This window comes from Nocardioides sp. NPDC057767 (genome assembly GCF_042798275.1).
GTDB lineage: Bacteria > Actinomycetota > Actinomycetes > Propionibacteriales > Nocardioidaceae > Nocardioides.
The window spans coordinates 19474-40843 of sequence record NZ_JBHVKJ010000015.1 but is presented as its reverse complement, the minus strand read 5'-3'; the positions used below and the strand labels follow the sequence as shown (position 1 = coordinate 40843).

The 21370-nt window shown below is 69.2% G+C and carries 20 protein-coding genes and 1 tRNA gene; 9 read left to right on the top strand and 12 right to left on the bottom strand.

Translation table 11 applies throughout. The features are described from left to right. Window positions 1-32: 32 nt before the first annotated feature. The gene (locus tag ACFVDI_RS10035; RefSeq protein ID WP_378903715.1) at window positions 33-470 is read left to right on the top strand and encodes an SRPBCC family protein; all 438 of its coding nucleotides are present in this window, start codon (window positions 33-35) and stop codon (window positions 468-470) included. An 8-nt stretch (window positions 471-478) separates the two neighbouring features. Next, complete coding sequence (locus tag ACFVDI_RS10030; RefSeq protein WP_378903712.1) at window positions 479-1378, top strand: MerR family transcriptional regulator; 900 nt, start codon at window positions 479-481, stop codon at window positions 1376-1378. A gap of 28 nt (window positions 1379-1406) precedes the next feature. On the opposite strand, the gene ACFVDI_RS10025 is transcribed toward ACFVDI_RS10030, so the two are convergent. After that, window positions 1407-2582, bottom strand: a complete 1176-nt coding sequence (locus tag ACFVDI_RS10025; RefSeq protein ID WP_378903709.1) for a dipeptidase — start codon at window positions 2580-2582, stop codon at window positions 1407-1409. Between the two features lie 133 nt (window positions 2583-2715). On the opposite strand from ACFVDI_RS10025, the gene ACFVDI_RS10020 reads away from it, so the two are divergent. Continuing rightward, window positions 2716-3765: an Lrp/AsnC family transcriptional regulator gene (locus tag ACFVDI_RS10020; RefSeq protein ID WP_378903706.1), complete on the top strand. Its 1050-nt coding sequence runs from the start codon at window positions 2716-2718 to the stop codon at window positions 3763-3765. Between the two features lie 7 nt (window positions 3766-3772). Here the strand turns inward: ACFVDI_RS10020 and ACFVDI_RS10015 are convergent, their stop codons facing one another. Beyond that, entirely contained in the window at window positions 3773-4219 is a 447-nt protein-coding gene (locus ACFVDI_RS10015; protein WP_378903703.1) for a MarR family winged helix-turn-helix transcriptional regulator, read from the bottom strand. A gap of 54 nt (window positions 4220-4273) precedes the next feature. Between ACFVDI_RS10015 and ACFVDI_RS10010 the strand changes: the two genes are divergently transcribed. Then, window positions 4274-4858, top strand: a complete 585-nt coding sequence (locus tag ACFVDI_RS10010; protein ID WP_378903700.1) for a hypothetical protein — start codon at window positions 4274-4276, stop codon at window positions 4856-4858. Window positions 4859-4872: 14 nt separating this feature from the next. Here ACFVDI_RS10010 and ACFVDI_RS10005 read toward each other — a convergent pair whose 3' ends face one another. The 4 genes from ACFVDI_RS10005 to ACFVDI_RS09990 all read right to left on the bottom strand — a co-directional run bounded on the left by ACFVDI_RS10005 (window position 4873) and on the right by ACFVDI_RS09990 (window position 9085). Next, the gene (locus tag ACFVDI_RS10005; RefSeq protein ID WP_378903697.1) at window positions 4873-5643 is read right to left on the bottom strand and encodes an enoyl-CoA hydratase/isomerase family protein; all 771 of its coding nucleotides are present in this window, start codon (window positions 5641-5643) and stop codon (window positions 4873-4875) included. 95 nt (window positions 5644-5738) lie between these two features. Next, window positions 5739-6431, bottom strand: coding sequence for a hypothetical protein (locus tag ACFVDI_RS10000; protein ID WP_378903694.1), 693 nt, complete (start codon window positions 6429-6431; stop codon window positions 5739-5741). A gap of 150 nt (window positions 6432-6581) precedes the next feature. Then, window positions 6582-8435: a YhgE/Pip family protein gene (locus ACFVDI_RS09995; RefSeq protein ID WP_378903691.1), complete on the bottom strand. Its 1854-nt coding sequence runs from the start codon at window positions 8433-8435 to the stop codon at window positions 6582-6584. Continuing rightward, the gene (locus ACFVDI_RS09990) at window positions 8432-9085 is read right to left on the bottom strand and encodes a hypothetical protein (RefSeq protein ID WP_378903688.1); all 654 of its coding nucleotides are present in this window, start codon (window positions 9083-9085) and stop codon (window positions 8432-8434) included. Before ACFVDI_RS09990 ends, ACFVDI_RS09995 begins: the two co-directional genes overlap by 4 nt. Before the next feature lie 177 nt (window positions 9086-9262). Here ACFVDI_RS09990 and ACFVDI_RS09985 point away from each other — a divergent pair, with 177 nt between their 5' ends. Both ACFVDI_RS09985 and ACFVDI_RS09980 read left to right on the top strand, forming a co-directional pair. Further along, a complete protein-coding gene (locus tag ACFVDI_RS09985) occupies window positions 9263-9676 on the top strand; it encodes a hypothetical protein (protein ID WP_378903685.1) in 414 nt (137 codons plus the stop codon). Window positions 9677-9768: 92 nt separating this feature from the next. Further along, window positions 9769-10428, top strand: coding sequence for a hypothetical protein (locus tag ACFVDI_RS09980; protein ID WP_378903682.1), 660 nt, complete (start codon window positions 9769-9771; stop codon window positions 10426-10428). 155 nt (window positions 10429-10583) lie between these two features. On the opposite strand, the gene ACFVDI_RS09975 is transcribed toward ACFVDI_RS09980, so the two are convergent. Next, window positions 10584-11777 (bottom strand): PucR family transcriptional regulator, encoded by a 1194-nt coding sequence (locus tag ACFVDI_RS09975; protein WP_378903679.1) that lies wholly within the window; start codon window positions 11775-11777, stop codon window positions 10584-10586. A 153-nt stretch (window positions 11778-11930) separates the two neighbouring features. On the opposite strand from ACFVDI_RS09975, the gene ACFVDI_RS09970 reads away from it, so the two are divergent. The 3 genes from ACFVDI_RS09970 to ACFVDI_RS09960 all read left to right on the top strand — a co-directional run bounded on the left by ACFVDI_RS09970 (window position 11931) and on the right by ACFVDI_RS09960 (window position 16273). Continuing rightward, the gene (locus ACFVDI_RS09970) at window positions 11931-12728 is read left to right on the top strand and encodes an SGNH/GDSL hydrolase family protein (protein WP_378903676.1); all 798 of its coding nucleotides are present in this window, start codon (window positions 11931-11933) and stop codon (window positions 12726-12728) included. Further along, entirely contained in the window at window positions 12725-14902 is a 2178-nt protein-coding gene (locus ACFVDI_RS09965; RefSeq protein ID WP_378903673.1) for an alpha/beta fold hydrolase, read from the top strand. The genes ACFVDI_RS09970 and ACFVDI_RS09965 overlap by 4 nt, the downstream gene beginning before the upstream one ends. Before the next feature lie 234 nt (window positions 14903-15136). Next, the gene (locus tag ACFVDI_RS09960; RefSeq protein WP_378903670.1) at window positions 15137-16273 is read left to right on the top strand and encodes an alkaline phosphatase PhoX; all 1137 of its coding nucleotides are present in this window, start codon (window positions 15137-15139) and stop codon (window positions 16271-16273) included. Between the two features lie 72 nt (window positions 16274-16345). On the opposite strand, the gene ACFVDI_RS09955 is transcribed toward ACFVDI_RS09960, so the two are convergent. The 5 genes from ACFVDI_RS09955 to ACFVDI_RS09935 all read right to left on the bottom strand — a co-directional run bounded on the left by ACFVDI_RS09955 (window position 16346) and on the right by ACFVDI_RS09935 (window position 21289). Further along, window positions 16346-16419: transfer RNA gene (locus tag ACFVDI_RS09955), tRNA-Met, on the bottom strand. A 54-nt stretch (window positions 16420-16473) separates the two neighbouring features. Beyond that, on the bottom strand, window positions 16474-19371 hold the full coding sequence (locus tag ACFVDI_RS09950; RefSeq protein WP_378903667.1) for a UPF0182 family protein: 2898 nt from the start codon (window positions 19369-19371) through the stop codon (window positions 16474-16476). Continuing rightward, on the bottom strand, window positions 19368-19976 hold the full coding sequence (locus tag ACFVDI_RS09945; RefSeq protein WP_378903664.1) for a PPA1309 family protein: 609 nt from the start codon (window positions 19974-19976) through the stop codon (window positions 19368-19370). The genes ACFVDI_RS09950 and ACFVDI_RS09945 overlap by 4 nt, the downstream gene beginning before the upstream one ends. Next, on the bottom strand, window positions 19973-21019 hold the full coding sequence (locus tag ACFVDI_RS09940; RefSeq protein ID WP_378903661.1) for a PDZ domain-containing protein: 1047 nt from the start codon (window positions 21017-21019) through the stop codon (window positions 19973-19975). The genes ACFVDI_RS09945 and ACFVDI_RS09940 overlap by 4 nt, the downstream gene beginning before the upstream one ends. 33 nt (window positions 21020-21052) lie before the next feature. Further along, complete coding sequence (locus tag ACFVDI_RS09935; protein ID WP_160027430.1) at window positions 21053-21289, bottom strand: hypothetical protein; 237 nt, start codon at window positions 21287-21289, stop codon at window positions 21053-21055. Window positions 21290-21370: the final 81 nt, after the last annotated feature.

Below are 21370 nucleotides of genomic sequence, written 5' to 3'. Positions count from 1 at the left end.
GGTATGTCAAAGGTTTGAAAGGGCGCGAGATGATGAAGATCGATCGAACCGTGGAGACCTCCGCATCGACCAGCGAGGTCTTCGACTTCCTGGCCGACTTCACCACCACCGAGGAGTGGGATCCGGGGACCGTGCGCACCGAACGCATCTCCGGCGACGGCGGGGTCGGGACGGCGTACGCGAACACCTCTCGATTCCTCGGACGCGAGACCGATCTCACCTATGTGGTGGAGGCCTACGAGCCCGGCACCCGGGTCGCACTACGTGGCGAGAACAAGACCGTCGTCGCCCATGACACGATGACCTTCGTACCGACAGCCACGGGCGGAACATCTGTACGCTACGTGGCCGAGTTCGAGCTGAAAGGCATGGCCAGGATGGTGGCCCCACTGCTGACCCCCGCCTTCACCCGCCTGGGCGACAAGGCGTCCGCCCAGCTGCGCGCGACCCTGGACCGACTGGGCCGGTAGCCGACCAGATGTTCACCATCAAGCACGCGGCGGAGCGGGTCGGCATCACCACCGCGACACTTCGTGCCTGGGAGCGCCGCTACGGAGTCATCGCGCCGCACCGGTCCGAGAGCGGCTACCGGCTCTACGGCGAGCGCGACGTCGCCGTGCTGCGCTCGATGAAGCATCTGGTCGACCAGGGCTGGTCGGCCGGACTGGCCGCGGCCGAGGCGATCCGGCTCGCCCATGCGCGACCTGTGCACGACGCGACCGCGGAGGCCGTGGACAGCGGAAGCAGGACTCTGCCCTCCCACGACCTCGGGGGAAGGATGGCCACCGCCGCGGCAGCGCTCGACACCACCGACCTGGCGGCGACCCTGGACGAGGTGTTCACCCTCGGCGGCTTCGAGACGGTGATGACCGACCACGTCTTCCCCGCACTGGAGGAGCTCGGCGACGCCTGGGCGGACGGCAGGGTCAGCATCGCCGGCGAGCACCTGGCCTCGAACGCGGTGATGCGCCGCCTCGCGGTCGCCTACGAGGCGGCCGCTTCCCACGGCCACGGACCCCGGGTCGCCCTCGGGATGGCCCCCGGAACCCGCCACGAGATCGGTCTTCTCGCCTTCGCCGTCGCCGCCCGGCGGCACGGCTTGGACACCGACTACCTGGGGGCCGATCTTCCGATCGACGACTGGCTCGGCGTCGTCGCCGATTCCACTCTGGCCGCGGTGGTGCTCGCCATCCCGACCACCGCCGACATCACCGCCACCGCCGCGGTGATCACCGCGCTGCGTGACCACCGCTCCGATCTCGTCGTGGCCGTCGGCGGCGCACAGCAGAGCCATGCTCCCAAACCCGCCGTCCCCCTGGGCCACGACATCGCCGCCGGCGCGAAGGCGCTGGCCACGATGATCGCGCAGCAGCGCTGACCGGCCCGAGCACGGCCGCTTCTCGGACCTACTCGGGCAGGGTGGCCCGGAGCACGCGCAGCGTGTTGCCGCCCATGATCGCGGCCACCTCGGTCTCGTCATAGCCGCGGTCGACGAGCTCCTGGGTGATGGCGGCGAGGTCGCCGGCGTCCCAGCCGACGGTGGTCGCGCCGTCGTAGTCGCTGCCGAGGGCCGCGGTCTCGATACCGCCCACCTCGACGACGTGGTCGATGGCGTCGACGACGGCCTCGACGGTCAGGTCGCACACCGCGGCGTCCCAGTAGCCGACGCCGACGACACCACCGGTCGCGGCGACCCCGCGCACCTCCGCGTCGGTCAGGTTCCGGTTGACGTCGCAGGTCGCCTGTACGCCGCCATGGCTGAGCACCACCGGCTTGGTCGCCATCGCGAGCATCTCGGCGACCGCGGTGTGGCTGGCGTGGGCGATGTCGACGATGATGCCGCGACGTTCCATCTCGGCGAGCACGCGGCGCCCGAGGTCGGTGAGGCCGCCCTTCTCGACCCCGTGCATGGAGCCCGCCACCTCGTTGTCGAAGAAGTGGGTGAACCCGGCCATCCGCATGCCGGCGTCGTAGAGCGTGTCCAGGTTGTCGAATTCACCCTCGAGGTTCTGGAGGCCCTCGACCGAGAAGAGCGCACCGGTGACCTGCTTCCCCGCCTCGCGATCGGCGACGAGGGCGTCCAGGTCGGCGCGGGTGCGGATCAGCCGCAGCTTGCCGTCGGAGTCCGCCGCCGCCTTGTCGAGCTTCTGGGCGTGGTAGAGCGAGCGGTCGAGGAGCGAGGTCCAGGTGCGGGGCGGCTGGAGCTGGGCGAAGGTCAGCAGGGTGATGTTGTCGCTGTCGCCGGTGTTGCTGTCGTAGTTCTGCCCCTTCGGCGACTTCGACACCGACGAGAACACCTGCAGCGCGACGTTGCCGTCCTCCATCCGGTGCAGGTCCATGTGACCCCGGTCCGAGTGCTCCAGCATGTCGCGGTCCCACATCAGGGTGTCGCTGTGCATGTCGATGACCTGCAGCGAGTCGTGCAGGCGCCGCGTCTCGGGCGTGACCTCCGGCAGACTGGCCGGACGGATCTTGTTCTGGCCGTTCTCCACGATCCCGGGTGCGAAGGCGAAGAAGCCGGCGCCGCCGACGAGGAGCACGGCGATTACGGCCAGAAGCAGGGGCTTCGTCCAGCGGGTCATCTATCGAGGTCCTCTCGGGGCAGGCTCGGAGACCGAGCACACGGGCGGGGACGAGTATCACGGCGGCTGCGCCGGCGGCCGGCGAATTGGCCCGATTCGCCCGCCCGAGGGGGCGATCGGACAGGATGTGACCATGGCGACACTGGATGAGGACGACTTTTCGCTCATCCACGCGCTGCAGATCAGGCCACGGGCCTCCTGGGCGGACCTCGCCACCGCGCTCGGCACCTCGCCGACGACCCTGAGCCGACGCTGGGAGAGGTTGCGTGCCGACGGCAGTGCCTGGGTCATGGCCCATCCGCGCGTCCGCGGCCACGACGGAGCCAGCCTCGCCGTCGCCGAGATCTCCTGCGTCAGCGGACGGGCCGGCACGCTCGCCCAGGAGCTGGCCGCCTGGCCGATGATCATCACCATCGAGGAGGCCGCCCGCGACTACGGCCTGATCGTGACGGCCGTCGGCCTCGGTCCCGGGGACATGCCCAAGCTGCTGCTCGACGACCTGTCCGCGCTGCCGGGCGTCCTGGGCGTCCGCGCCCATCACGTCGCCCGGCTCCACCTCGACGCGAGCAGCTGGCGGGTCGGCGGTCTCGACCACGAGCACGCCCGGGCGGTCGCCCGGATCCCCGACCACGGCGGCGCCGGCGACGCCAGGCCCACCTCGGTCAACCCCTGGGCCGAGCCGTACGCCGCCCTCACCCAGGCCCTCATCCGGAACGGACGCAGCAGCGCCGCCGACATCGCCCGCCAGACCGGCCGACCGTTGTCGACCACTCGCCGCCAGCTCGGCCAGCTGCTCGCCTCCGACGCCCTCACCTTCCGTTGCGAGGTCGCCCAGGGGCTGACCCCGCTGCCGATCGTCGTGCAGACCTGGTGCAAGGTGCCGGTCGGCGCGGTCACGGAGTGCGTCAACCGGCTACGGGCCACCCCAGGCGTACGCCAGGTCGTCGGCCTGCCCGGACCGACGAACCTGCTGATCGGCACCTGGACGCGCTCGGTCGAGAGCGCGATGCTCCTCCACGAGCACCTCCAGCGCGACCTCGCCCTCACGGTGGTCGAGTCCGCGATCGTCCTGCGCCAAATCAAGCGCCTCGGCTGGAAGCTCGACGAGCTCGGCCGCTCCACCGGGACGCTGGTCCCCTACCCGCCCGACCCCGCCGGCAGCTTCGTGCCCGACGCCGGCTGACGCCTACTCAGTCGCCGGACTCCAAGCGCTCGGTCTCGACCCGTAGCGCGTCGATGACACCCGCGACCCAGCGCCCGATGGCGGCGAGCTCGTCCTGGTCGAAGTCTTCGTTCATCTGCTCGATCCGCCGGGCGAGCCCGGCCGCCGTCGGACGCGAGGTCTGCTGGAAGTGCAGGGTGGTGTGGATCCGGAACGACCGGCGGTCGCGGGCGCTGCGCTCGCGACGTACGTAGTCCGCATCGACCAGCTTGTCGATGATCTTGGTGACCGCCGCATTGCTCAGACCGGTGGCGGCCGAGAGCTCGCCCGGGGTGATGCCGTCGGGGTGGCGGGCGACGAGATCGAGCATCTTGTGCTCGCTGTTGCTTACACCCAGCCGGCGGGCGATGGCCTCGTGGAACATCACCACACGGAGGCTCAGCTCAACGCCGAGCCGGTCGCCGTCCTCCGACATGTGAACCTCTCAAATTTGTTTCACCAAAGTGAAATAACAGGCTAGCCTGCTTCCATGCAGATCGAGCTCTCGCCACCCCGGACGGCCGCTGGTTCCCTCACCTTCGCCGGCGCCCTGCTCCGGTGCTATCTCGCCGCCCTGGTCGTGGGGGCTCCGCTGGCCGCGCTGCTGCTGACCCCGGGGCTCATGCGCAGCCGGGTCGCCCTGGTGCCCGGGATCACCTCGTTCGGCATCGCGGCGTTCCTGGTCCTGTCGTTCCTGCTGATCGCGGTCGCGCCACGACTCTCGGCGCGGGTCGCACCCGGCACCGGATGGCGCCCGGGACTCGTCCGCAAGGTCGGCCCCGCACTCCGCCGCGAGGTGCCCCGTCAGTGGTGGGGGCGCGCCGGCGAGGCCCTGCTGCTCTTCGTGGCGTCGCAGCTGACCGGCGGTTTCATCGCCTGGATGATGCCCTACATCTGGGCCGACCCGGCCTCACCCGAGGACCACGTGGTCTGGGTGCTCCATTACCCCAACTACGCGACCCAGGCGGTCTCGATGTACCTCGTCATCTGCCTGGCAGCCGCCTGGTTCGGCACCCGATTGCGGCAACTGGCCCTCGGGATCGAGTTCGTGGACAACGGCCGGCCGGTCTCCTAGCCGGCGTAGCCGACTCAGCGACCGAGCATCGCGCGGAGCCGTCCCACCTGAGCGGTGCGCTCGGCGAGGCGCTGCTCGTCGAGACTCCGGCCGCGCGCGGAAGCCAGGAGCTCGTGCGTACGCCGCACCGCGGTCGCGTCGTGGGCGACGAGCGCCGCGACCAGCTCGGTGAGGGTCGAGTCCAGCTCGACCGCCGGCACCACGCTCTGCGCCAGCCCGATCCGCTCGGCCTCGTGCGCGCCCACCTTGCGCGCGGTGGCACAGATCTCCAGGGCTCGTGAGTAGCCCACAGCCTCGACCAGCGGCTTGGTGCCGGCCAGATCGGGAACCAACCCGAGCGCCGGCTCCTTCATGCAGACCCAGGCGTCCTCGGCCATGATCCGCAGGTCGCACGCCAGCGCCATCTGGAAACCCGCTCCGATCGCGTACCCGTCGACGACCGCGATCGAGATGAACCGCGGATCAGCCAGCGCCACGAACGGCCGCTGGTAGTCGCCGATCAGATCGACGACCTCCTGGTCGCTGCGCGCCAACGTCGCAACCAGACTGCCCTCCACCTCGCCCTGCCCCGGGTCGACCAGCGACAGATCCAGCCCTGCCGAGAAGGTGCCGCCGGCCCCACGCACCACGACGACCCGGACCTCGTCCGGGAGCGACTCGAGGAACGACGCGATCGCCGCCCACATCGCCGGATGCTGTGCGTTGCGTACGTCAGGACGATCCAGCAGCACGGTCGCCACCGCTCCGTCCACGCTCAGACCGACACCTGGATCGTTCACGTTCATGGCTTCGCAGTTTTCCCTTCGAAGACGAGTACGTCGAGCGACGCGTCACCAACCTAGAGGACCTGCCCCGGTCCCACGATCATGGCCCGGCGAGGTCAGCCGGGAGCGCCGACGAACACGCGGCCCATGGCGAAGATGCCGCTCTGAGGGATCCAGAAGTCGCCGAGGCGCGCCTGCTGCGGCAGCGGCGCCGGCGGACCTGCATCGGTGCCGTCGATCGTGGCTACCGCGTCGACGACCCGCCAGATCCGGAGTGGATTGGCGTCGAACGGAAGACCGTTCGCGGTGAGTCCGGTCATGGAGACCTTGCCGACTCCAAGGGTGGCCGATGCCATCGCACCCATGGCCTTGAGCATGGCGGTCGAGCGCCAGGCTGCCAACGGCATCCCGCCGTCCATCGCGTTCATCACTCGTGTCATCGGCGACGCCGCCAGGGTGAGGTGCCAGTCGACGCGTCCCTCGGCTACGACGTGCAGCTGTGTGGGCCCGTCCCAGGTCACGTCGATCGGGACGACCACAGACTCCTGGACGCCATGGCCGAACCACCGCGAGCATGCGAACTGCGGCTGGGCCGACTCGTAGAAGTGCCAGGAACCGTCCGGCTCGCGGTGCCAGATGGAGGTGAACTGCTCCCCCACGGACGACGCCGTCCACCGACGCAGTCCGAGCACATGTCCCGACTCGAAGGTCTGACCCATCACGCCGTAACCGGCGACCCGCTCCTCCGACCCCGGCGGCAGCTCCGGGTGTCGCTCGGACTCCTCGGCGTACTCACGCGGTGGCTTCATCTTCACAGGCTAGACCTCATCGGCCTGTCGGTGGTGCGATCGTTGCCGTAGTCGGCCAGGTCGATGCGGTACGCAGCGACCATGGTCATAAGGAGGCCTTATCACCGCACATACCGGGATCAGGTGTGGTGGCCGTGCGGCATACCGAGGTCAGAGGACGATCTCGGGCCTGACCCGTTTGGGCGTCCAGACCCGCTGCCGGCGGGCGCCGTAGGCGGTCAGGAGCAGGGCGCCGACGAGGAAGGCGGCCAGGACCAGGACGTCGGAGACGACCCGCCCGGACAGACCGCCGTACATCAGCTGCCGCAGGCCGTCGACGGCATAGCTCATCGGCAGTACGTGGTGGAGCGGGTGCAACGGCTCGGGGATCGTCTGCCAGGGAAACGTGCCGCCGGCGGTGACGAGCTGGACCACCATCAGGACCAGACCGAGGAACTGGCCCGGCGCCCCGAGGAGCGCGTTGAGCATGTGCACGATCGCGATGAAGGTCGCGGAGGTGAGCAGCAGGAAGCCCAGCGTGCCGAGCCAGTTCACCGGGGTGATGTCGACGGCGAGACCGACGACCACGAGCACCACGACCATCTGGGCGACGCCGATGAGCGCCGGGGTGAGCCAGCCGCCCAGGGCGATCCGCAACGGGGTCTGGTTGGCGGCCAGTGCGCGGGTCGAGATCGGCCGGACGAGCAGGAAGAGGACGTAACCGCCGATCCACGCGCCCAGGGCGAGGAAGAACGGCGCCAGCCCGGCGCCGTAGGAGGAAGCCTTCGCCTCGGAGACGGAGTCGATCGCGACCGGGTCGGCGATCGTCGAGGCGATCTGGTCGCGGAGCTCCTCGTCGGTGGCCGGTGCCTGCGCGACGCCGTCCTGCAGCCCCTTCTTCAGGTCGCCGGCGCCGGTGACGAGCTTCGCGGCGCCGTCACGCAGCTCGGTAGCTCCCGTACGCAGCCGACCGGCCCCGTCGGCGGCCTGGGAGATCCCGGCGACGAGATCGGGCATCGCCGAGGCCAGTTGCTCGTTGCCGTCGGCGACCTGGTCGGCACCGGCGGCCAGCTCGTCGAGCCGACCGGAGACGTCCCCGACGCGCTGGTCGACGCGATCGAGCGGGGCGGCCCCGCGGTCGTAGATCGCCAGCACCTCGGCTCGCTGCTGCTCGTCCAGGCCCTGCGCCTCGAGGCGGGCGTCGAGGTCTGCCCGATTCGCCTCGTAGGCGGCGACCGCGTCGTCGACGGCGGTCGCCGCACGCTGCCCGGTGGCGGCGATCTCGCCGTTGGCGTCGGCGACCTTCCGGGCGCCGGTGGCGAGCTCACGGGTCTTTGCGGGCAGGTCGGTGACCTTGCCCTCGATGGTGTTCAGACCGTCCTCGAGCTCGCCCGCTCCGGTGGCCAGCTTCCCGGCGCCGTCGCGGAGCGAGACCGCGCCCTTCTCCAGCTTCGCGGCGCCGTCGGCGGCCTTGACCAGTCCCGCGCGGAGGTCGGAGATGCCGAGCAGGAAGTTGGCCGCGGCCTGCTCGGAGACCTCGCTGGCGATGGCATCGCGGACCTTGTCGGTGACGTTGGTCGCGATCGTGGTGGACAGATAGGAGTTGGCGTCGTTGGTGATGACCTGGATCTGAGCCTGCTTCGGGTCGAGCCGCTCCGCGCCGGTCAGCGTCCGGGAGAAGCCCTCCGGGATGCGCAGGGCGAAGTAGTAGTCGCCCTCGCGGATGTCCTTCTCCGCCTTGGCCGTGGAGGTCTCCGTCCAGTCGAAGTCGCCGGACTTCAGGAGCTTGTCGGCGACCTGGCGCCCCGCGTCGATCTCGGTGCCGTCGGTCGTGGTGGCGCCGGCGTCCTCGACGATCAGCGCCGCCGGGAGCTCGTCGAAGTGAGCGTACGGATCGTGGTTGGCGTAGAGGTAGAGCCCGGCGTAGAGCGTGGGCACGATCACCAGCGCGACGATGACGAGCTTCGCCAACCGGCCGGCGGTGATTCGGCGCAGCTCGGTCAGAGCGATACGCAGCGAGTTCATGCTTCCTCCGTCGGGCCGATGGTGAACGTACGCACTCCGCTCGGGATCACCGCAGCGCGACTGGCGGTGATCAGGACGCCGGGCCTCGGCCCGGCCCCGGCGAGGTCGGAGGCGATGTCGAGCCAGTCCCCGACGGGCAGGCCGAGCCGCTCGGGATAGGTGAGGACGAGGAAGCGGGTGCCGGGCCGCAGCGACGCCATCCGGCCGAGGATCTCCAGCCGTGGTCTCGGCGGGACGGCTTCCGTGGTGATGTCGGTCGCGAGGTCGTACTCCCCCAGCCAGCGGTCGATCGCGGCGGCGCTCGGCTTGTGCCTCGCCATGGCGAGCTCCTCGCCGAGGATGGTACGGAACGGCACCATCTCGTCCGGCTCTGAGACTCCCGGCACGTCGACGAGCGCCACCGCGCCCTGCAGGACCCGTGGCGACGCGTCGCCGTCCAGCGCGACCCTGCCCGCATCCAGCCGCAGCCGCCCGGCCAGCGCCAGGGCCAGCGACGTGTGGCCACCCCCCGGCGGGCCGACAGCCACCGCGACCTCTCCCCCGCGCAGCATCAACGACGTGGGCGGAAGCAGATCCCGCGCCCCCTGCCGAACACGTACGCCGGTGGCCCGCAGCGTCGTGGCCTCCTCGTCGACCGCGTCTTCCCTCATGGTCGAACCCTGTCACCAAATGCAGCCGATCACGGTCAGGCGCAGCGATCCGGAGGGATACGGGCGCTGCCGTGCTGTTCACATGACCAGGCGACGATGTGATGCTCGTCGCATTTCCTGGTTTTGGGCGTCCTCCGTTGGGCCATTCGCCACCTTGTCCGCCTAGGGTGCCGGACCATGATCTCGATCAGGGGGCCCCGCGGCGTGCTGCTGCTCGCGACCCTTTTCGGGGTCGTCTTCGCGGTCTTCACGCTGCATGGGCTCACCTCCCATGAGCAGGCGCACAGCGAGCACGCTGCCACGGTGCTGGCGATGGACACGGCGGCGCACGACCATGCAGGTACGGGTCACGGGCTCGACAGCGAGACACCGGAGAGCCCCGCTCCCTCGCCCGATCATGATGGCGGGGCCGGCGACCTGTGCCTGGCTCTGTTGTGCCTCCTGGCGGCGCTGATAGCCCTCGCGCTCCGACGTGGCATCCCACGCCACGTCCTCTGCGTCGCACTTCGGTGGGCCGAGTCGCGAGCCTTCTCATCGGGCCGCACCGCTGACCCACCCTGTCTCCACCGTCTTTCGACCCTGCGCTGCTGAGCGACCGGCCCAGCGTCACGCCGACCACGCCTGGTGCCGGCGCGGTGCTGCCCTGCGCTCACAACCCAGAACCGAAAGGACCCATTCAGACCATGACCACCGTTCTCGACCCCGACGTGCAGCAGAACAGACCCTCCAAGGCGCACCGGCGGGCGTTCGACAAACAGTCCCTGCCTGCGCGATACAGCGGCCAGATGCTCTACTTCATGGGCGCCGCCCTGATCGCCGGCGCCGTCGTCCATTACCCGGTCAACCCGTCGTTGTACACGATCATCTGCGCAGTGGGTGCGTTCGTGTTCCTGCTCGGCACGCTCGTCAACGAGTTCTTCCTCGCCGACGAGCGCCCCGCTCTCAGCCAGGCTCTGCCGCTCGTGACCTTCTCGCTGCTGCTCTCCTTCGGCGTCGGTCTCGTCGGTGGCGGCATCCAGCACTTCGAGCAGTTCCCCGAGCGCAGCGCCCTGATGACGCCGATCGGTCTGCTCATGTCGTACGCCGCGTTCGTCGCCAAGGACTCCAAGGGCCGCTGGCACCATCTGATCAGCCCGTTCGCCGCAGTCGTCGTCCTCGTCGCCGCTCTCGCCTGGCTGGGGATGACCGCCCTGGCCGGCACCATCGCCTCCGACGGACACAGCCACGACCACAGCCCGAGCGAGACGCCTGTGGAGCCGACCGACCCGGTCGTCGATCAGGAGCGGCCGACCGAGGCACCCGTCGAACCGACCGACGACGGTCACTCCTCGCACGGCCACTGACCGAAGGCGCAGGGATCCGTCCGGATCATCACGAGGACAGGTCCCTGCGCCACCGGGCGGTGTCGAGACCGCGAGCAGCCGGACTCGTCAGGCCTCGAGGATCGGCTTGACGCTGACCAGGTCCTTGGTCATCGCCCGTCGCCGTACGGAATGGGTCAGCGGAGATAGCGCCTGACCACCAGACCGGCACGGACCAGTTGACTTCCCTGGGGGTGGGTGGGATCGACGCCGGTGAGCTTGTGGACCCGCCGCAGCCGGTAGTCCAGCGTGTTGGGGTGGACGTGCAGCGCTTCGGCGGTCTCTGCCCGACGCCCGGACGCGGCGACGTACGCCCTCAGTGTGTCGAGAAGGTCAGGCTGATCGTCGAGCGGCCGGAGAACGTTCGCGAGAACGTCGCGGGCGGGACCCGGCCGGGTCACCTGGACCTCCAGGGCGAGGTCCGCGATCTGATGGATGCCCGTCGGCAGCCTGAGGCGGTGGGCGACCTCGGCGCAGTTCTCTGCAGCCAACGCAGCGTCAGCCGTCGCCGCGGCGCCCTCGGCATGCGCGAGCCCTGCATGCCAGCGTCCCTGGAGCACCCGGGCCAGGGCCTTACGGATGTCAACGGCGGGGATGGTCCCGCACAGCACGATCAGGCCGCCGGTGAGGGTGAGGGAGTCGAGGACCTCGTGCCCGCTCACCTCGGCAAGCGACTCCCGAAGGGCCCGCACCCTCCGCCTCGCTTCAACCGTCACGGTCACGTCGTGGGGGTGACGAGGCGCACGCACCCGGAGCTGCACCAGGGTGCGGTGCGTCCACGGGACCAGGCCGGCACCGTGCCACAACGCCGGAGTCTCCTCGCCGGCGACGATCTTGGCGAGCAGCTGGTCCTTCACCGCTCGGTCACGACCGGTCATCGCCGTGACGGTCTCGACGTACACCTCGGTGACCGCGGTCGTGACGAGCTCCAGGTAGCGCAGCACGAGGGACCCGATGTCGATCAACTCCTCGACGTCGTCGGCGGCCACCAAACCGTTGGTCTCCTCCCAGCAGGCACGGAAGCCGTTGTAGTACGCCGACAGCACGGCAGGCAGGGGGATCTGCTCCTCCGCCCGCACCCGCGCCGAGCGCAGCATCGCTTCGAGGTCGCCACGCTCGGGAGCGCGCCCCTCCCGCAGCAACCGCATGAACAGCTCGAGGTTGAGGCGGACCACCTCGGCGACGTCGTTCTCCAGCTGGTCACGCGACAGCTGCTGGTAGATGGGCACGTCGGACGCGAGCCGCTCGAGCGTGGCATCCACCATCCCGGGCAGGTGGGCGGCCAGACGGGTACGCAGATTCGTCCGTGACCGGAAAAGCACGCGAGGCATATCGGGATGGTCGCCTACCCGGACGGCGCCCGCAAGCGACGTTGTGAGCAGTCACAAGGCACAGGGACCAAGTTGGGGAAGCGCGACGATTCCCCAATACGTCGGCGGTCCTTACCTTTCTGTGACGTCCCTCACATTCTTTGGAGGTCTGCCATGCTCAGATTCCTCATCCGCACTGCGATCGCCCTGGCCGCACTCGCACTGACGACGACGCAGCTGTCGCCGGCCCGCGCTGCCACCCCCGACGAGTACGCCGGTCTCGGCGACTCCTACTCCGCTGGGAACGGCGCATTCAGCGCCAACCTGAACGTGGGTTGTGGGCGCAACACGTACGCCTACCCGTACCTCGTCGCCCAGTCCCGTCTCAACACGCATCTCACCTTCGTCGCCTGCCAGGGTGCGGTCACCGACGACGTGGTCAACTCACAGGTCAACTCGCTGACCGCCGAAACCGACTATGTGTCGATCACGATCGGCGGAAACGATGTCGGCTTCGCGAACCTGATCTTCAACTGTGCCGGCAGCCTCTCCTTCAACTGCGAGAACGCGACCAACGAGACGAAGGCGAAGATCACCAACGAGCTACCTGCCAAGCTCGATCGCGCCTACGCTGCGATCCGGGCGAAGGCGCCGAACGCGACGGTGGCGGTCCTCGGCTACCCCCGCCTCTTCGGCAGCGACCTCACCTGCGCCGCCGCAGACGGCATCACCGCGCAGGAAGCGGTCTGGTCCAACGAGGTCGCCGACCTGCTGGACGCCACCATCTCGGACCGGGCGGGGGCCGCAGGATTCACCTACAAGAGCTCGATCGCCTCCTTCACCCGGCACGACGTGTGCGCCAGCACGCCGTACGTCAACGGCAAGTCATGGAGCGCGGCTGACGGCTACCACCCGACCAGGGCCGGCTACGCCGAGGCCATGGCACCCGCGGTCCGGGCAGTGATCGGATGAGCCCCCGGAAGGTCCGCCGCGCGGGTGTGCTCGCCGCGCTGGCCCTGGTCGTCGCGGCGCCGGCCACTCCCCTGATCGCCGGCCCCGCGGCCGCAGCGACGCTCACCGGCCAGGTCTGGGCCTCCGATCTGCCCTTCGTCTCGGCCGTCAACGGCTACGGACCCGTCGAGCGTGACGAGTCCAACGGTGAAGCAGCCAGCGGCGACGGTCGTACGATCTCGGTCGGCGGCGACAGCCACGGCAAAGGCCTGGGCGTCCACTCCGACTCGGCGGTCCGCTTCGACATCGGCGGCAGTTGTGAGTACTTCCAATCCGAGGTCGGCATCGACGACGAGGTCGGCGACCGGGGCAGCGTGGTCTTCTCGGTGGTGGCCGACGGCATCCAGGTCGCGCAGACGAAGACGGTGAGCGGTTCGATGGAGCCGATCACGATCTACGCAGGCATCGACGGCGCGCAGACCGTCGACCTCATCGTCTCCCGGGCCGAGGGCGGTGCCGATTACGACCACGCCGACTGGGCCAGCGCGAAGTTCCGCTGCTCCGGCGACGGTGTGGCATCCGCGGCGACGCTCCCGGCAGCGCCGACGACGTCCGTCGACGCCGGCGACTGGCCGTTCCTCGGCACCCCGACCAACGGATGGGGGCCGGTCGAGCGCAATCAGGCCAACGGCGGGGCTGCCGCCGGCGACGGTGGCCAGCTGAGGCTCAACGGCATCACGTACGCCAAGGGTCTCGGCGTCCACGCCGGATCGTGGGTGAGCTATCACCTGGGCGGCAACTGCTCCGCGTTCACCGCGAAGGTCGGCGTCGACGACTCACAGGGCTGGCTCGGCTCCGTCCGGTTCCGGGTGTTCGCCGACGGGGTGGAAGTGGCCGACACCGGCAAGATGCTCAACGGCACCGCCACCAAGACCATCTCCGCGCAGACCGCCGGAGCACGGCGTCTCGACCTCTTGGTCGACGACACCGGGGACGGCGTCGACTACGACCACGCGGACTGGGCCGACGCGCGTCTGGTCTGCGGCGCGGATGCCACGGGTACGGCCTTCTACACCCCACCCTCGATCCTGCCCGCCGGCAGAGGCACCCTGGTCCGCACGGAACCGTCGCAGTTCTGGGTCACGCCGTTGAAGATCGTCCCGGTCGATGCCACCGTGACCCGGTTGATGTACACCTCGACGGACCGCAACGACACCCCGATCGCGGTCACCGGTCAGCTCGTGGTGCCCAACAAGGCCTGGTCGGGAGGCGGAGCCCGGCCGCTGATCGCGTACGCCGTCGGCACCCAGGGACTCGGTGACCAGTGCGCGCCCTCGCGGCTCTCCGACGGTGGCGGCCTGGAGTACGAGAACGTCTTCCTCGCCGGCCTGCTCGCCAAGGGCTACGCCGTCGTGGTGACCGACTACCAGGGTCTGGGCACCCCGGGGCTGCACACGTACATGAGCCGGGAGGTCCAGGGCCGAGCGGTCCTCGACTCGGTGCGGGCCGCCGGGAACGTGTCCGGCTCAGGGGTGACCGACTCCACCCCGGTCGCCGTCATGGGCTACTCCCAGGGCGGCGGTGCGGCAGCCGCGGCCGCGGAGATCGCAGCCGGCTACGCCCCGGAGCTGAACCTGGTCGGGGTCGCCGCCGGCGGGATCCCCGGTGACCTCTTCACGGTGGCGGACAAGCTCGACGGCACATTTGCGGTCGGATTCCTCGCCTACGCCACGGTCGGTGTCGGTGAGGCCACCTACGGCATCGATACGAGCTCGTTCCTCAACGATCGCGGGACGGCGCTGATGCAGGCGGTACGTGAGGAGTGCGTCATCGAGACGCTGTTGAAGCACCCGTTCGTACAGTCGAGCACCCTGACGAAGGACGGACGCAGCCTGCCGCAGACGCTGCGCGACCCGCAGTACGCCACGATGCTGGACGAACAGCAGATCGGCAACGGGCGCAAGCCCGTCATCCCCGCCTTCGTCTATCACAGCCAGACGGATGACGTGGTGGCGTACGCCGCCGGTCGCGACGCAGCGAAGCGCTGGTGCGACCAAGGCGCGACGGTGTCGTTCCGCGCCGGCCTGGCACCAGGACACGTCGGTGGAGCCTTCGGCTTCTACCCGTACGCGATGGACTTCCTGGACGGGCGGTTCCGCGGCGAGGGACCCGCATCCAGCTGCGCGACAGTCTGACTCAGATGACCGTGGCCGGGTCCCGAGCATGGGGCCCGGCCACGGCGTGCTGTCCTGGTTCGCCGGCACGTGATCCCAGTCCTTGTCGTCGCCGCCGGCCAGCGCCTGCCCGCCTTCGCCGCCAGCATTCGGGTGTCGGGCACTGTTCGTTCCGAAGACGCCTCGACGAGGGCCCTGATCACTAGGGTATGTCGCGCACATCTCCATCTGCCGAGACTCCGGAAGGGCTCCCCCATGGATCGTCGCAACTTCCTCCGTGCCGCCGTTGTCGGCGCTGGAACCGTCGCCTTCGGGTTCAGCGTCACTCGTCCCGCCATCGCCTACCCCGCCAAGACCGGCCCGAGCCCGTACGGCGCTCTGCTCGCCGCCGACGCCAACGGCATCATGCTGCCCCAAGGGTTCACCAGCCGGGTGATCGCCCGCTCGACGAGGACGGTGGCGAACACCGGGTACACCTGGCACAGCGCTCCCGACGGCGGGGTCTGCTTCGCCGACGGAACCGGCTGGATCTACGTCTCCAACTCGGAGATGAGCAGCGGCGCCGGCGGCGTGAGCGCCATCAAGTTCGACAGCAACGCCAACATCACCAGCGCCTACCGCATCCTCGGCAACACCACCCGGAACTGCGCAGGTGGACCGACGCCGTGGAACACCTGGATCTCGTGCGAGGAGCACGACACGGGCTACAGCTGGGAGACCGACCCGTGGGGCGTCAAGCCCGCCGTACGCCGCGCCGCGATGGGCCGGTTCACGCACGAGGCCGCAGCCTGCGACCCGGTCCGCAAGGTCGTCTACCAGACCGAGGACAAGAGCGACGGCGGCTTCTACCGCTTCGTCCCGACCACCTGGGGAGACCTCTCCGCCGGAAAGCTGCAGGTCCTCACCACGAATCTGACCTGGGCCGACGTCCCCGACCCCGACGGCTCGCCGACGCCCACCCGCGACCAGGTGTCGAACATGAAGCTCTTCAACGGCGGTGAAGGCGCCTACTACCGCAACGACATCTGCTACTTCACCACCAAGGGCGACAACAAGGTGTGGGCCTACAACGCCGCCGCCGGCACCCTCGACGTGGTCTACGACGACAACCTGACCAGCAACCCGCCGCTCACCGGCGTCGACAACCTCACCGGCGCCGCGGCCGGAGACCTGTACGTCGCCGAGGACGGTGGCAACATGGAGATCTGCATCATCACCCCCGACGACGTCGTGGCGCCCTTCCTCCGGGTCACCGGACAGAGCTCCTCGGAGCTGTGCGGCGTTGCCTTCAACCCTGCCGGGAACCGCATGTACTTCTCGTCCCAGCGCGGCACGACCGGTTCGTCCAGCGGCGGCATCACCTACGAGATCAGCGGTCCCTTCCGCGCGTAGCCGGCAGAACCGCCTGCCATAGCTGGGAATCACGAAGGCCCGGACCTTTCGGTCCGGGCCTTCGTCTTGGAGTAGCGGGGACAGGATTTGAACCTGTGACCTCTGGGTTATGAGCCCAGCGAGCTACCGAGCTGCTCCACCCCGCGTCGCAAGAAGAACATTACACGCGAGGGGAAACGAACCCCTAATCGGAGATGTCCTCAGCCTCCCGAGATCAGCTCGGCGGCCTGGTCGACCTTGTCCTGGGCCTCCGCGATGAGCCGCTCGCGCTCAGCGTAGTCGCCGGCCTTGCCGGCCTCGTCCGCCTGGGCGAACAGGGAGCGCGCGTCCTCGAGGAGCTGGCCGACCTCGCCCGGCGAGTCACCGGAGGACGGCGGGGTCTCGGCCGGTTCCTCGTCGGGATCGGTTTCCGCCGGGGGTGTCGGCGAGGCGCCGGTCAGCGCGACCTCGAGGGCCTCGCTCAGCGTCGTTCCATAGCCGACCCGTCCGTCGTAGGAGACCAGCACGAAGGCGAGCTGGGCGTAGCCGGAGGTGGAGGCGGTCGCCCGGCGGGCGTAGATCGGCTCGACGTACAGGATGCCGTTCTTCGCGGTCGGGTAGGTGATGACCTGGCCCCACACCGGCGCCGATCCGGAGCGGTTGAACGAGGCGACCTCGTCGGCGATCGCCTTGTCCGTACGGAACTCGTTGGAGACCATGCCCGGGCCCTGGGTGTCGTCGGGGAAGCCCGTGGTGATCCGGATCTTCCCGTAGTTCTCCGAGGTGGCGTCGGAGTCGACTGACATCATCGCCGCCAGGTTGGGGCGGTTGTAGGGCACGAAGGCCGACGTCAGCGACCAGCGAGCGGTGCCCGAGCCGTCGTCGAGGAACATCCGGTAGGGCGTCTGCTGGTGGTTGTCGTCGTTCGGGTCCTCGGGCACGGCCCAGCGCTCGTTGCCGGAGAAGAAGACGTCCGGGTCGGAGACGTGGTAGCGCGCCAACTGGTAGCGCTGCACCTTGTAGAGGTCCTCGGGGTAGCGAAGGTGCTCCATGAGCTCCTTCGGGATCGACGACTTGGGCATCACGGTGCCGGGGAAGGCCGCCTCCCACGTCTGCAGGATCGGGTCCGCCTCATCCCACTCGTAGAGGGTGACCGTGCCGTCGTAGGCGTCCACGGTCGCCTTCACCGCGTTGCGCATGTAGTTGATCTCGTCGGTCGGCAGCGTCTGCACCCCGGTGGAGCTCTGGGTGGCGTCGTCGGTCATCGAGGCGAACGAGTCGCGCGCGGCCTGCGGGTAGCGGTCGGTGGTGGTGTAGCCGTCGACAACCCACTGGATTCGCCCGCCCACCACCGCGGGGTACACGTCATCGTCGAGCGTCAGCCACGGCGCTACCTTCTGCACCCGCTCCTTCGGGGAGCGGTCGTAGAGGATCTCGGAGTTCTCGTTGACACTCGACGAGAGCAGGAAGTTCGTGGAGCCGAACTGGATGGCGTACATCAGCTGGCGGAAGTTGGAGCCGATCGGGACACCGCCGGCACCTTCGTACGTCGTCCTGGTCTCGCCGTCCTCGGAGTTGTAGTCGAGCTCGCGAGCGGCGCCGCCGGCGACCTTGCCGACGATCGAGTACTCCGGCGAGTCCTCGCCGAAGTAGACCTTGTCCTGGAACTCGCCCTGGCCCGAAGTCAGGTCGTGCTGACCGGTGCGGTCGCCCTCGGCCCACTGCATCTGGTTCGACTCGGACTTGTCGTCGGCGCCGCGCATGTTGGCGTAGGAGGCGATCACGCCGTTGGAGTGGGTGTAGACCGTGTGCAGGTTGGTCCAGGTGCGGTCGGAGTCGGAGATGCCGGCCTGGTTGAGCTCGCGTACGCCGAGCACGACCGCCCGCTCCTTGCCACCGACCTCGTAGGTGGAGATGTCGAGCGGCTCGTGCACCGAGTAGTAGGAGCGACCCTGCTGGACCTGCTCGAACTCGCGATGGACGACCGCCGGGTCGACGATCGGCAGCGAGGACGCGGTCTCGTCGAGCTGCTCGGGCGAGGCGCCGTCGGCCTCGGCCTGCGAGGTGTACTCGGTCACCTCGAGCTTGTCCTTGGAGATGCCGTAGGCGTCCTGGGTGGCCTTGATGTTGGCCGCGAGGTAGGGCTTCTCCTTGTCCTGCTCGCTCGGCCGGACCTGGAAGCCCTGCACGACCGCGGGCCAGATCATCCCGATCAGCAGCACCGAGATCGCGAACAGCGAGATCGCGATCGAGGGCAGCTGCCAGCTGCGCCGCCACATGTTCAGCAGGAACAGAATCCCGCAGATCACGGCGATCGCGAGCAGGATCTGGTTGGCCGGGAGCACCGCGTGCTCGTCGGTGTAGGTCATCCCGTCCAGTCGTGGGCCGGAGCCGTTGACGAGGTCGTAGCGGTCGACCCAGTAGTCGAGCCCCTTGACCACCAGGATCAGCCCGAGCATGGCGCTGAGCTGGACCTGTGCCGAGCGGGTGAACCGGTCACGCTGCGCGGTGAGCCGGATCCCGCCGTAGACGTAGTGCACGATCATCGCGCCGATGGTGCCGAGGATCAGCCCGGTCAGCGCGAAGTTGACCAGGTAGTGCCACCACGGCAGGTCGAAGACGTAGAAGCCGATGTCCTTCTTGAAGAACTCGTCGACCTTGTCGAAGTCGCGCCCGTGGCGCCACATCAGGTACGTACGCCAGTGACCCGCGCCGGAGAAGCCGGCGAAGATCCCCGACACTCCCGCGATGCCGACCAGCAGCCACGTACGGATCGGGGCGATCGCATCGCGGTAGCGGTCCAGGCCGCCGATGTCGTCGGCCGGGTGGAAGTAGGGGCGGGTGCGGTAGGCGAGCGCGGCCGGCAGCCCGATCATGATCGCCATCAGCACGCCGAAGATCACGAAGAGTGCCGTACGCGTCCAGAAGACCGTGCCGAAGACGCTGCTGAAGTCGATCGCGTCGTACCACAGCGCGTCGGTGTAGACCGCCGCGAAGGCGCTGATGCCGAAGAAGAGCACGATGACCGAGACGGCCGCGATCGCCAGCCATCGGTTGCGGCCGGTGCTCTGTGTGCGAGCCGGCGCCTGCGCCGGGTCGTCGTCGTCAAAGAGACTCATGCTTCACCCTCGCTGTCAGGGTTCTCCTCGAGAGTGACACGCAGCAGCTCGAGGAGCTCGGGGACCAGGTCGACGCCGCCGATGACCGACTGGTCGTCGTCGTGCGCCTTCAACCGCAGAGCACAGTAGGTGGCACCAGCACGTGTCGCGCCGGCCACGATGCGTACCTCCTGCCGGTCGGGGTGCGCCTTGGCGAACTCCGCGGCCGCCTCGGCGTCCTCGGGGATCTTGCCGTCGGCGTCGGGCGGCAGCACCAGACGCTCGACCACCGCGGCGCAGCCGGTGACCCCTGCGGGCCAGGCCGTCGTCTGGAGGACCTCCTCCAGCTGGGTCGTGACAGGCACCTGGTCCTGCTCGATCGGGGTCAGCGACCCATCCTGATCCGGGTTGTCCAGGCCCATCATCGTGGCGAGCGCGGGCTCGGCCTTGACCAGCGCGGCGGTGTCGACGAGCGCGAACAGCCTCGCCGGACCGTCCCAGCCCTCGCTCGCGACGTGGGCCTCGATCTCGAGGACGGCCGCGGCCAGAGCCGGATCGGTCTCCAGGTCGAGACCGCGGCTGAGCTCAGGGGTGGGCCCGGGCGTGGGCTCAGGGGTGTCGTTCACTTCGTGCTCCCACAGGTCGGCAGCTTGGCATTCGGGTCCTCGGTCCAGGTCTCGATGGCCTTGATGGCGTCATCGAGGTTCTCCACACGGGTCAGACGCATGTCGCCGTTCTCGGCGCCCTCGACGTCTTGGCAGTTGCCGGCGGGCACCAGGAAGAGCTTGGCTCCGTCCGAGGCCGCACCCGGGATCTTCTGCTGGATCCCGCCGATCGGGCCGACGTTGCCGGAGCCGTCGATGGTGCCGGTGCCGGCGATCTTCTTCTCGCCGGTCAGCGGGCCCTCGGTGAGGGTGTCGTAGACCGAGAGCGCCATCATCAGCCCGGCGCTCGGTCCGCCGATGGCGGGGTCGAGCGTGATCTTGACGTCGTAGGGGAAGTCGTAGGTCGCTCCCAGCGAGACGCCGATGAAGGCCTTGCCCTCCTTCTCACCGGTCTTGATCGACTCGGTGCGCGTCTTGCCCTTGCGCTCGACGGTCAGCTCGATCGTGTCGCCGGGCTCGACCTTCTGCACCTCGGCGACGACCTCCTCGGGGGTGTCGACGGCCTTGTCGCCGACCTTGGTGACCACGTCCTCGGCCTTCAGCCTGCCCGCGGCGGGAGCATCCTCGCTGACCGCGGCGACCGAGACCTCGTCGACGTCCTCACCGAGCTTGGTCAGCGCCGCCGCGATCGCCGCGTCCTGGGCGCTGGCCATCTGCACCTGCCCGGCCTCGCGGTCGTCCTCGACGGTGCCCTGGTCGGGGTAGGCGACCTCGCGCGGATAGACCGCCTCGGTATCGCTCATCCATGCGCCCAGCAGCGTCCACAGTCCGAGCCGCGCCTCGCGGGTGGTCTCGGAGACCGTGGTCATCCGCAGCTGCCCCTTGTCGCGGTAGCTCTCGTGGCCCTCGACCTGGACGATGTCCTTGCCGTCGAACTCGCCCAGGACGTTCACCGTCGGCCCGGGGCTGTAGATCGTGTAGGGCAGCGGAACCACCCAGGCGATCACGATCAGGGCGACCACGAGCGGCAGGGCGACTAGGCCGGCCAAGGTGCGCTGCGTCATAGCGTCACCTTCTCATTCAAGACCAAGTGCATCCTAAGAGGCGTCGCGGTTGACACGGACCGCGACTCCGGTCGACCTGTCGGGCGGCGGCTGAGGCGCTGCGTACCTTCTCGAGCGCTCGCGGGTCTTCTCCTTCTCCAGCGCGATGCCGAGGCGGCGTACGACCTCCTCGCGGTCCTGCTCGCGCCCCTCACGGCCGAGAAATGCGACCCACGCCATCGCCAGCACGGTGATGACCGCGGACGGCACGAGCCACAGCAGGATGTCCACGTACGCAGCCTATTTGGTCGCCCCAACGCCGCGCACCATGGCGCGCCGACCCAAGACCCGCCAGCGCAACATCCCAGCGCC

What these genes read in the sequence shown, in the direction of transcription:
- ACFVDI_RS10015 (WP_378903703.1), bottom strand. Translation starts at nt 4,219, where the DNA reads ATGTCGGAGGACGGCGACCGGCTCGGCGTTGAGCTGAGCCTCCGTGTG.
- ACFVDI_RS10005 (WP_378903697.1), bottom strand. Translation starts at nt 5,643, where the DNA reads ATGAACGTGAACGATCCAGGTGTCGGTCTGAGCGTGGACGGAGCGGTG.
- ACFVDI_RS09995 (WP_378903691.1), bottom strand. Translation starts at nt 8,435, where the DNA reads ATGAACTCGCTGCGTATCGCTCTGACCGAGCTGCGCCGAATCACCGCC.
- ACFVDI_RS09950 (WP_378903667.1), bottom strand. Translation starts at nt 19,371, where the DNA reads ATGAGTCTCTTTGACGACGACGACCCGGCGCAGGCGCCGGCTCGCACA.
- ACFVDI_RS10010 (WP_378903700.1), top strand. Translation starts at nt 4,274, where the DNA reads ATGCAGATCGAGCTCTCGCCACCCCGGACGGCCGCTGGTTCCCTCACC.
- ACFVDI_RS10035 (WP_378903715.1), top strand. Translation starts at nt 33, where the DNA reads ATGAAGATCGATCGAACCGTGGAGACCTCCGCATCGACCAGCGAGGTC.
- ACFVDI_RS09975 (WP_378903679.1), bottom strand. Translation starts at nt 11,777, where the DNA reads ATGCCTCGCGTGCTTTTCCGGTCACGGACGAATCTGCGTACCCGTCTG.
- ACFVDI_RS10025 (WP_378903709.1), bottom strand. Translation starts at nt 2,582, where the DNA reads ATGACCCGCTGGACGAAGCCCCTGCTTCTGGCCGTAATCGCCGTGCTC.
- ACFVDI_RS10020 (WP_378903706.1), top strand. Translation starts at nt 2,716, where the DNA reads ATGGCGACACTGGATGAGGACGACTTTTCGCTCATCCACGCGCTGCAG.
- ACFVDI_RS09965 (WP_378903673.1), top strand. Translation starts at nt 12,725, where the DNA reads ATGAGCCCCCGGAAGGTCCGCCGCGCGGGTGTGCTCGCCGCGCTGGCC.
- ACFVDI_RS09970 (WP_378903676.1), top strand. Translation starts at nt 11,931, where the DNA reads ATGCTCAGATTCCTCATCCGCACTGCGATCGCCCTGGCCGCACTCGCA.
- ACFVDI_RS09985 (WP_378903685.1), top strand. Translation starts at nt 9,263, where the DNA reads ATGATCTCGATCAGGGGGCCCCGCGGCGTGCTGCTGCTCGCGACCCTT.
- ACFVDI_RS09980 (WP_378903682.1), top strand. Translation starts at nt 9,769, where the DNA reads ATGACCACCGTTCTCGACCCCGACGTGCAGCAGAACAGACCCTCCAAG.
- ACFVDI_RS09940 (WP_378903661.1), bottom strand. Translation starts at nt 21,019, where the DNA reads ATGACGCAGCGCACCTTGGCCGGCCTAGTCGCCCTGCCGCTCGTGGTC.
- ACFVDI_RS10000 (WP_378903694.1), bottom strand. Translation starts at nt 6,431, where the DNA reads ATGAAGCCACCGCGTGAGTACGCCGAGGAGTCCGAGCGACACCCGGAG.
- ACFVDI_RS09990 (WP_378903688.1), bottom strand. Translation starts at nt 9,085, where the DNA reads ATGAGGGAAGACGCGGTCGACGAGGAGGCCACGACGCTGCGGGCCACC.
- ACFVDI_RS10030 (WP_378903712.1), top strand. Translation starts at nt 479, where the DNA reads ATGTTCACCATCAAGCACGCGGCGGAGCGGGTCGGCATCACCACCGCG.
- ACFVDI_RS09960 (WP_378903670.1), top strand. Translation starts at nt 15,137, where the DNA reads ATGGATCGTCGCAACTTCCTCCGTGCCGCCGTTGTCGGCGCTGGAACC.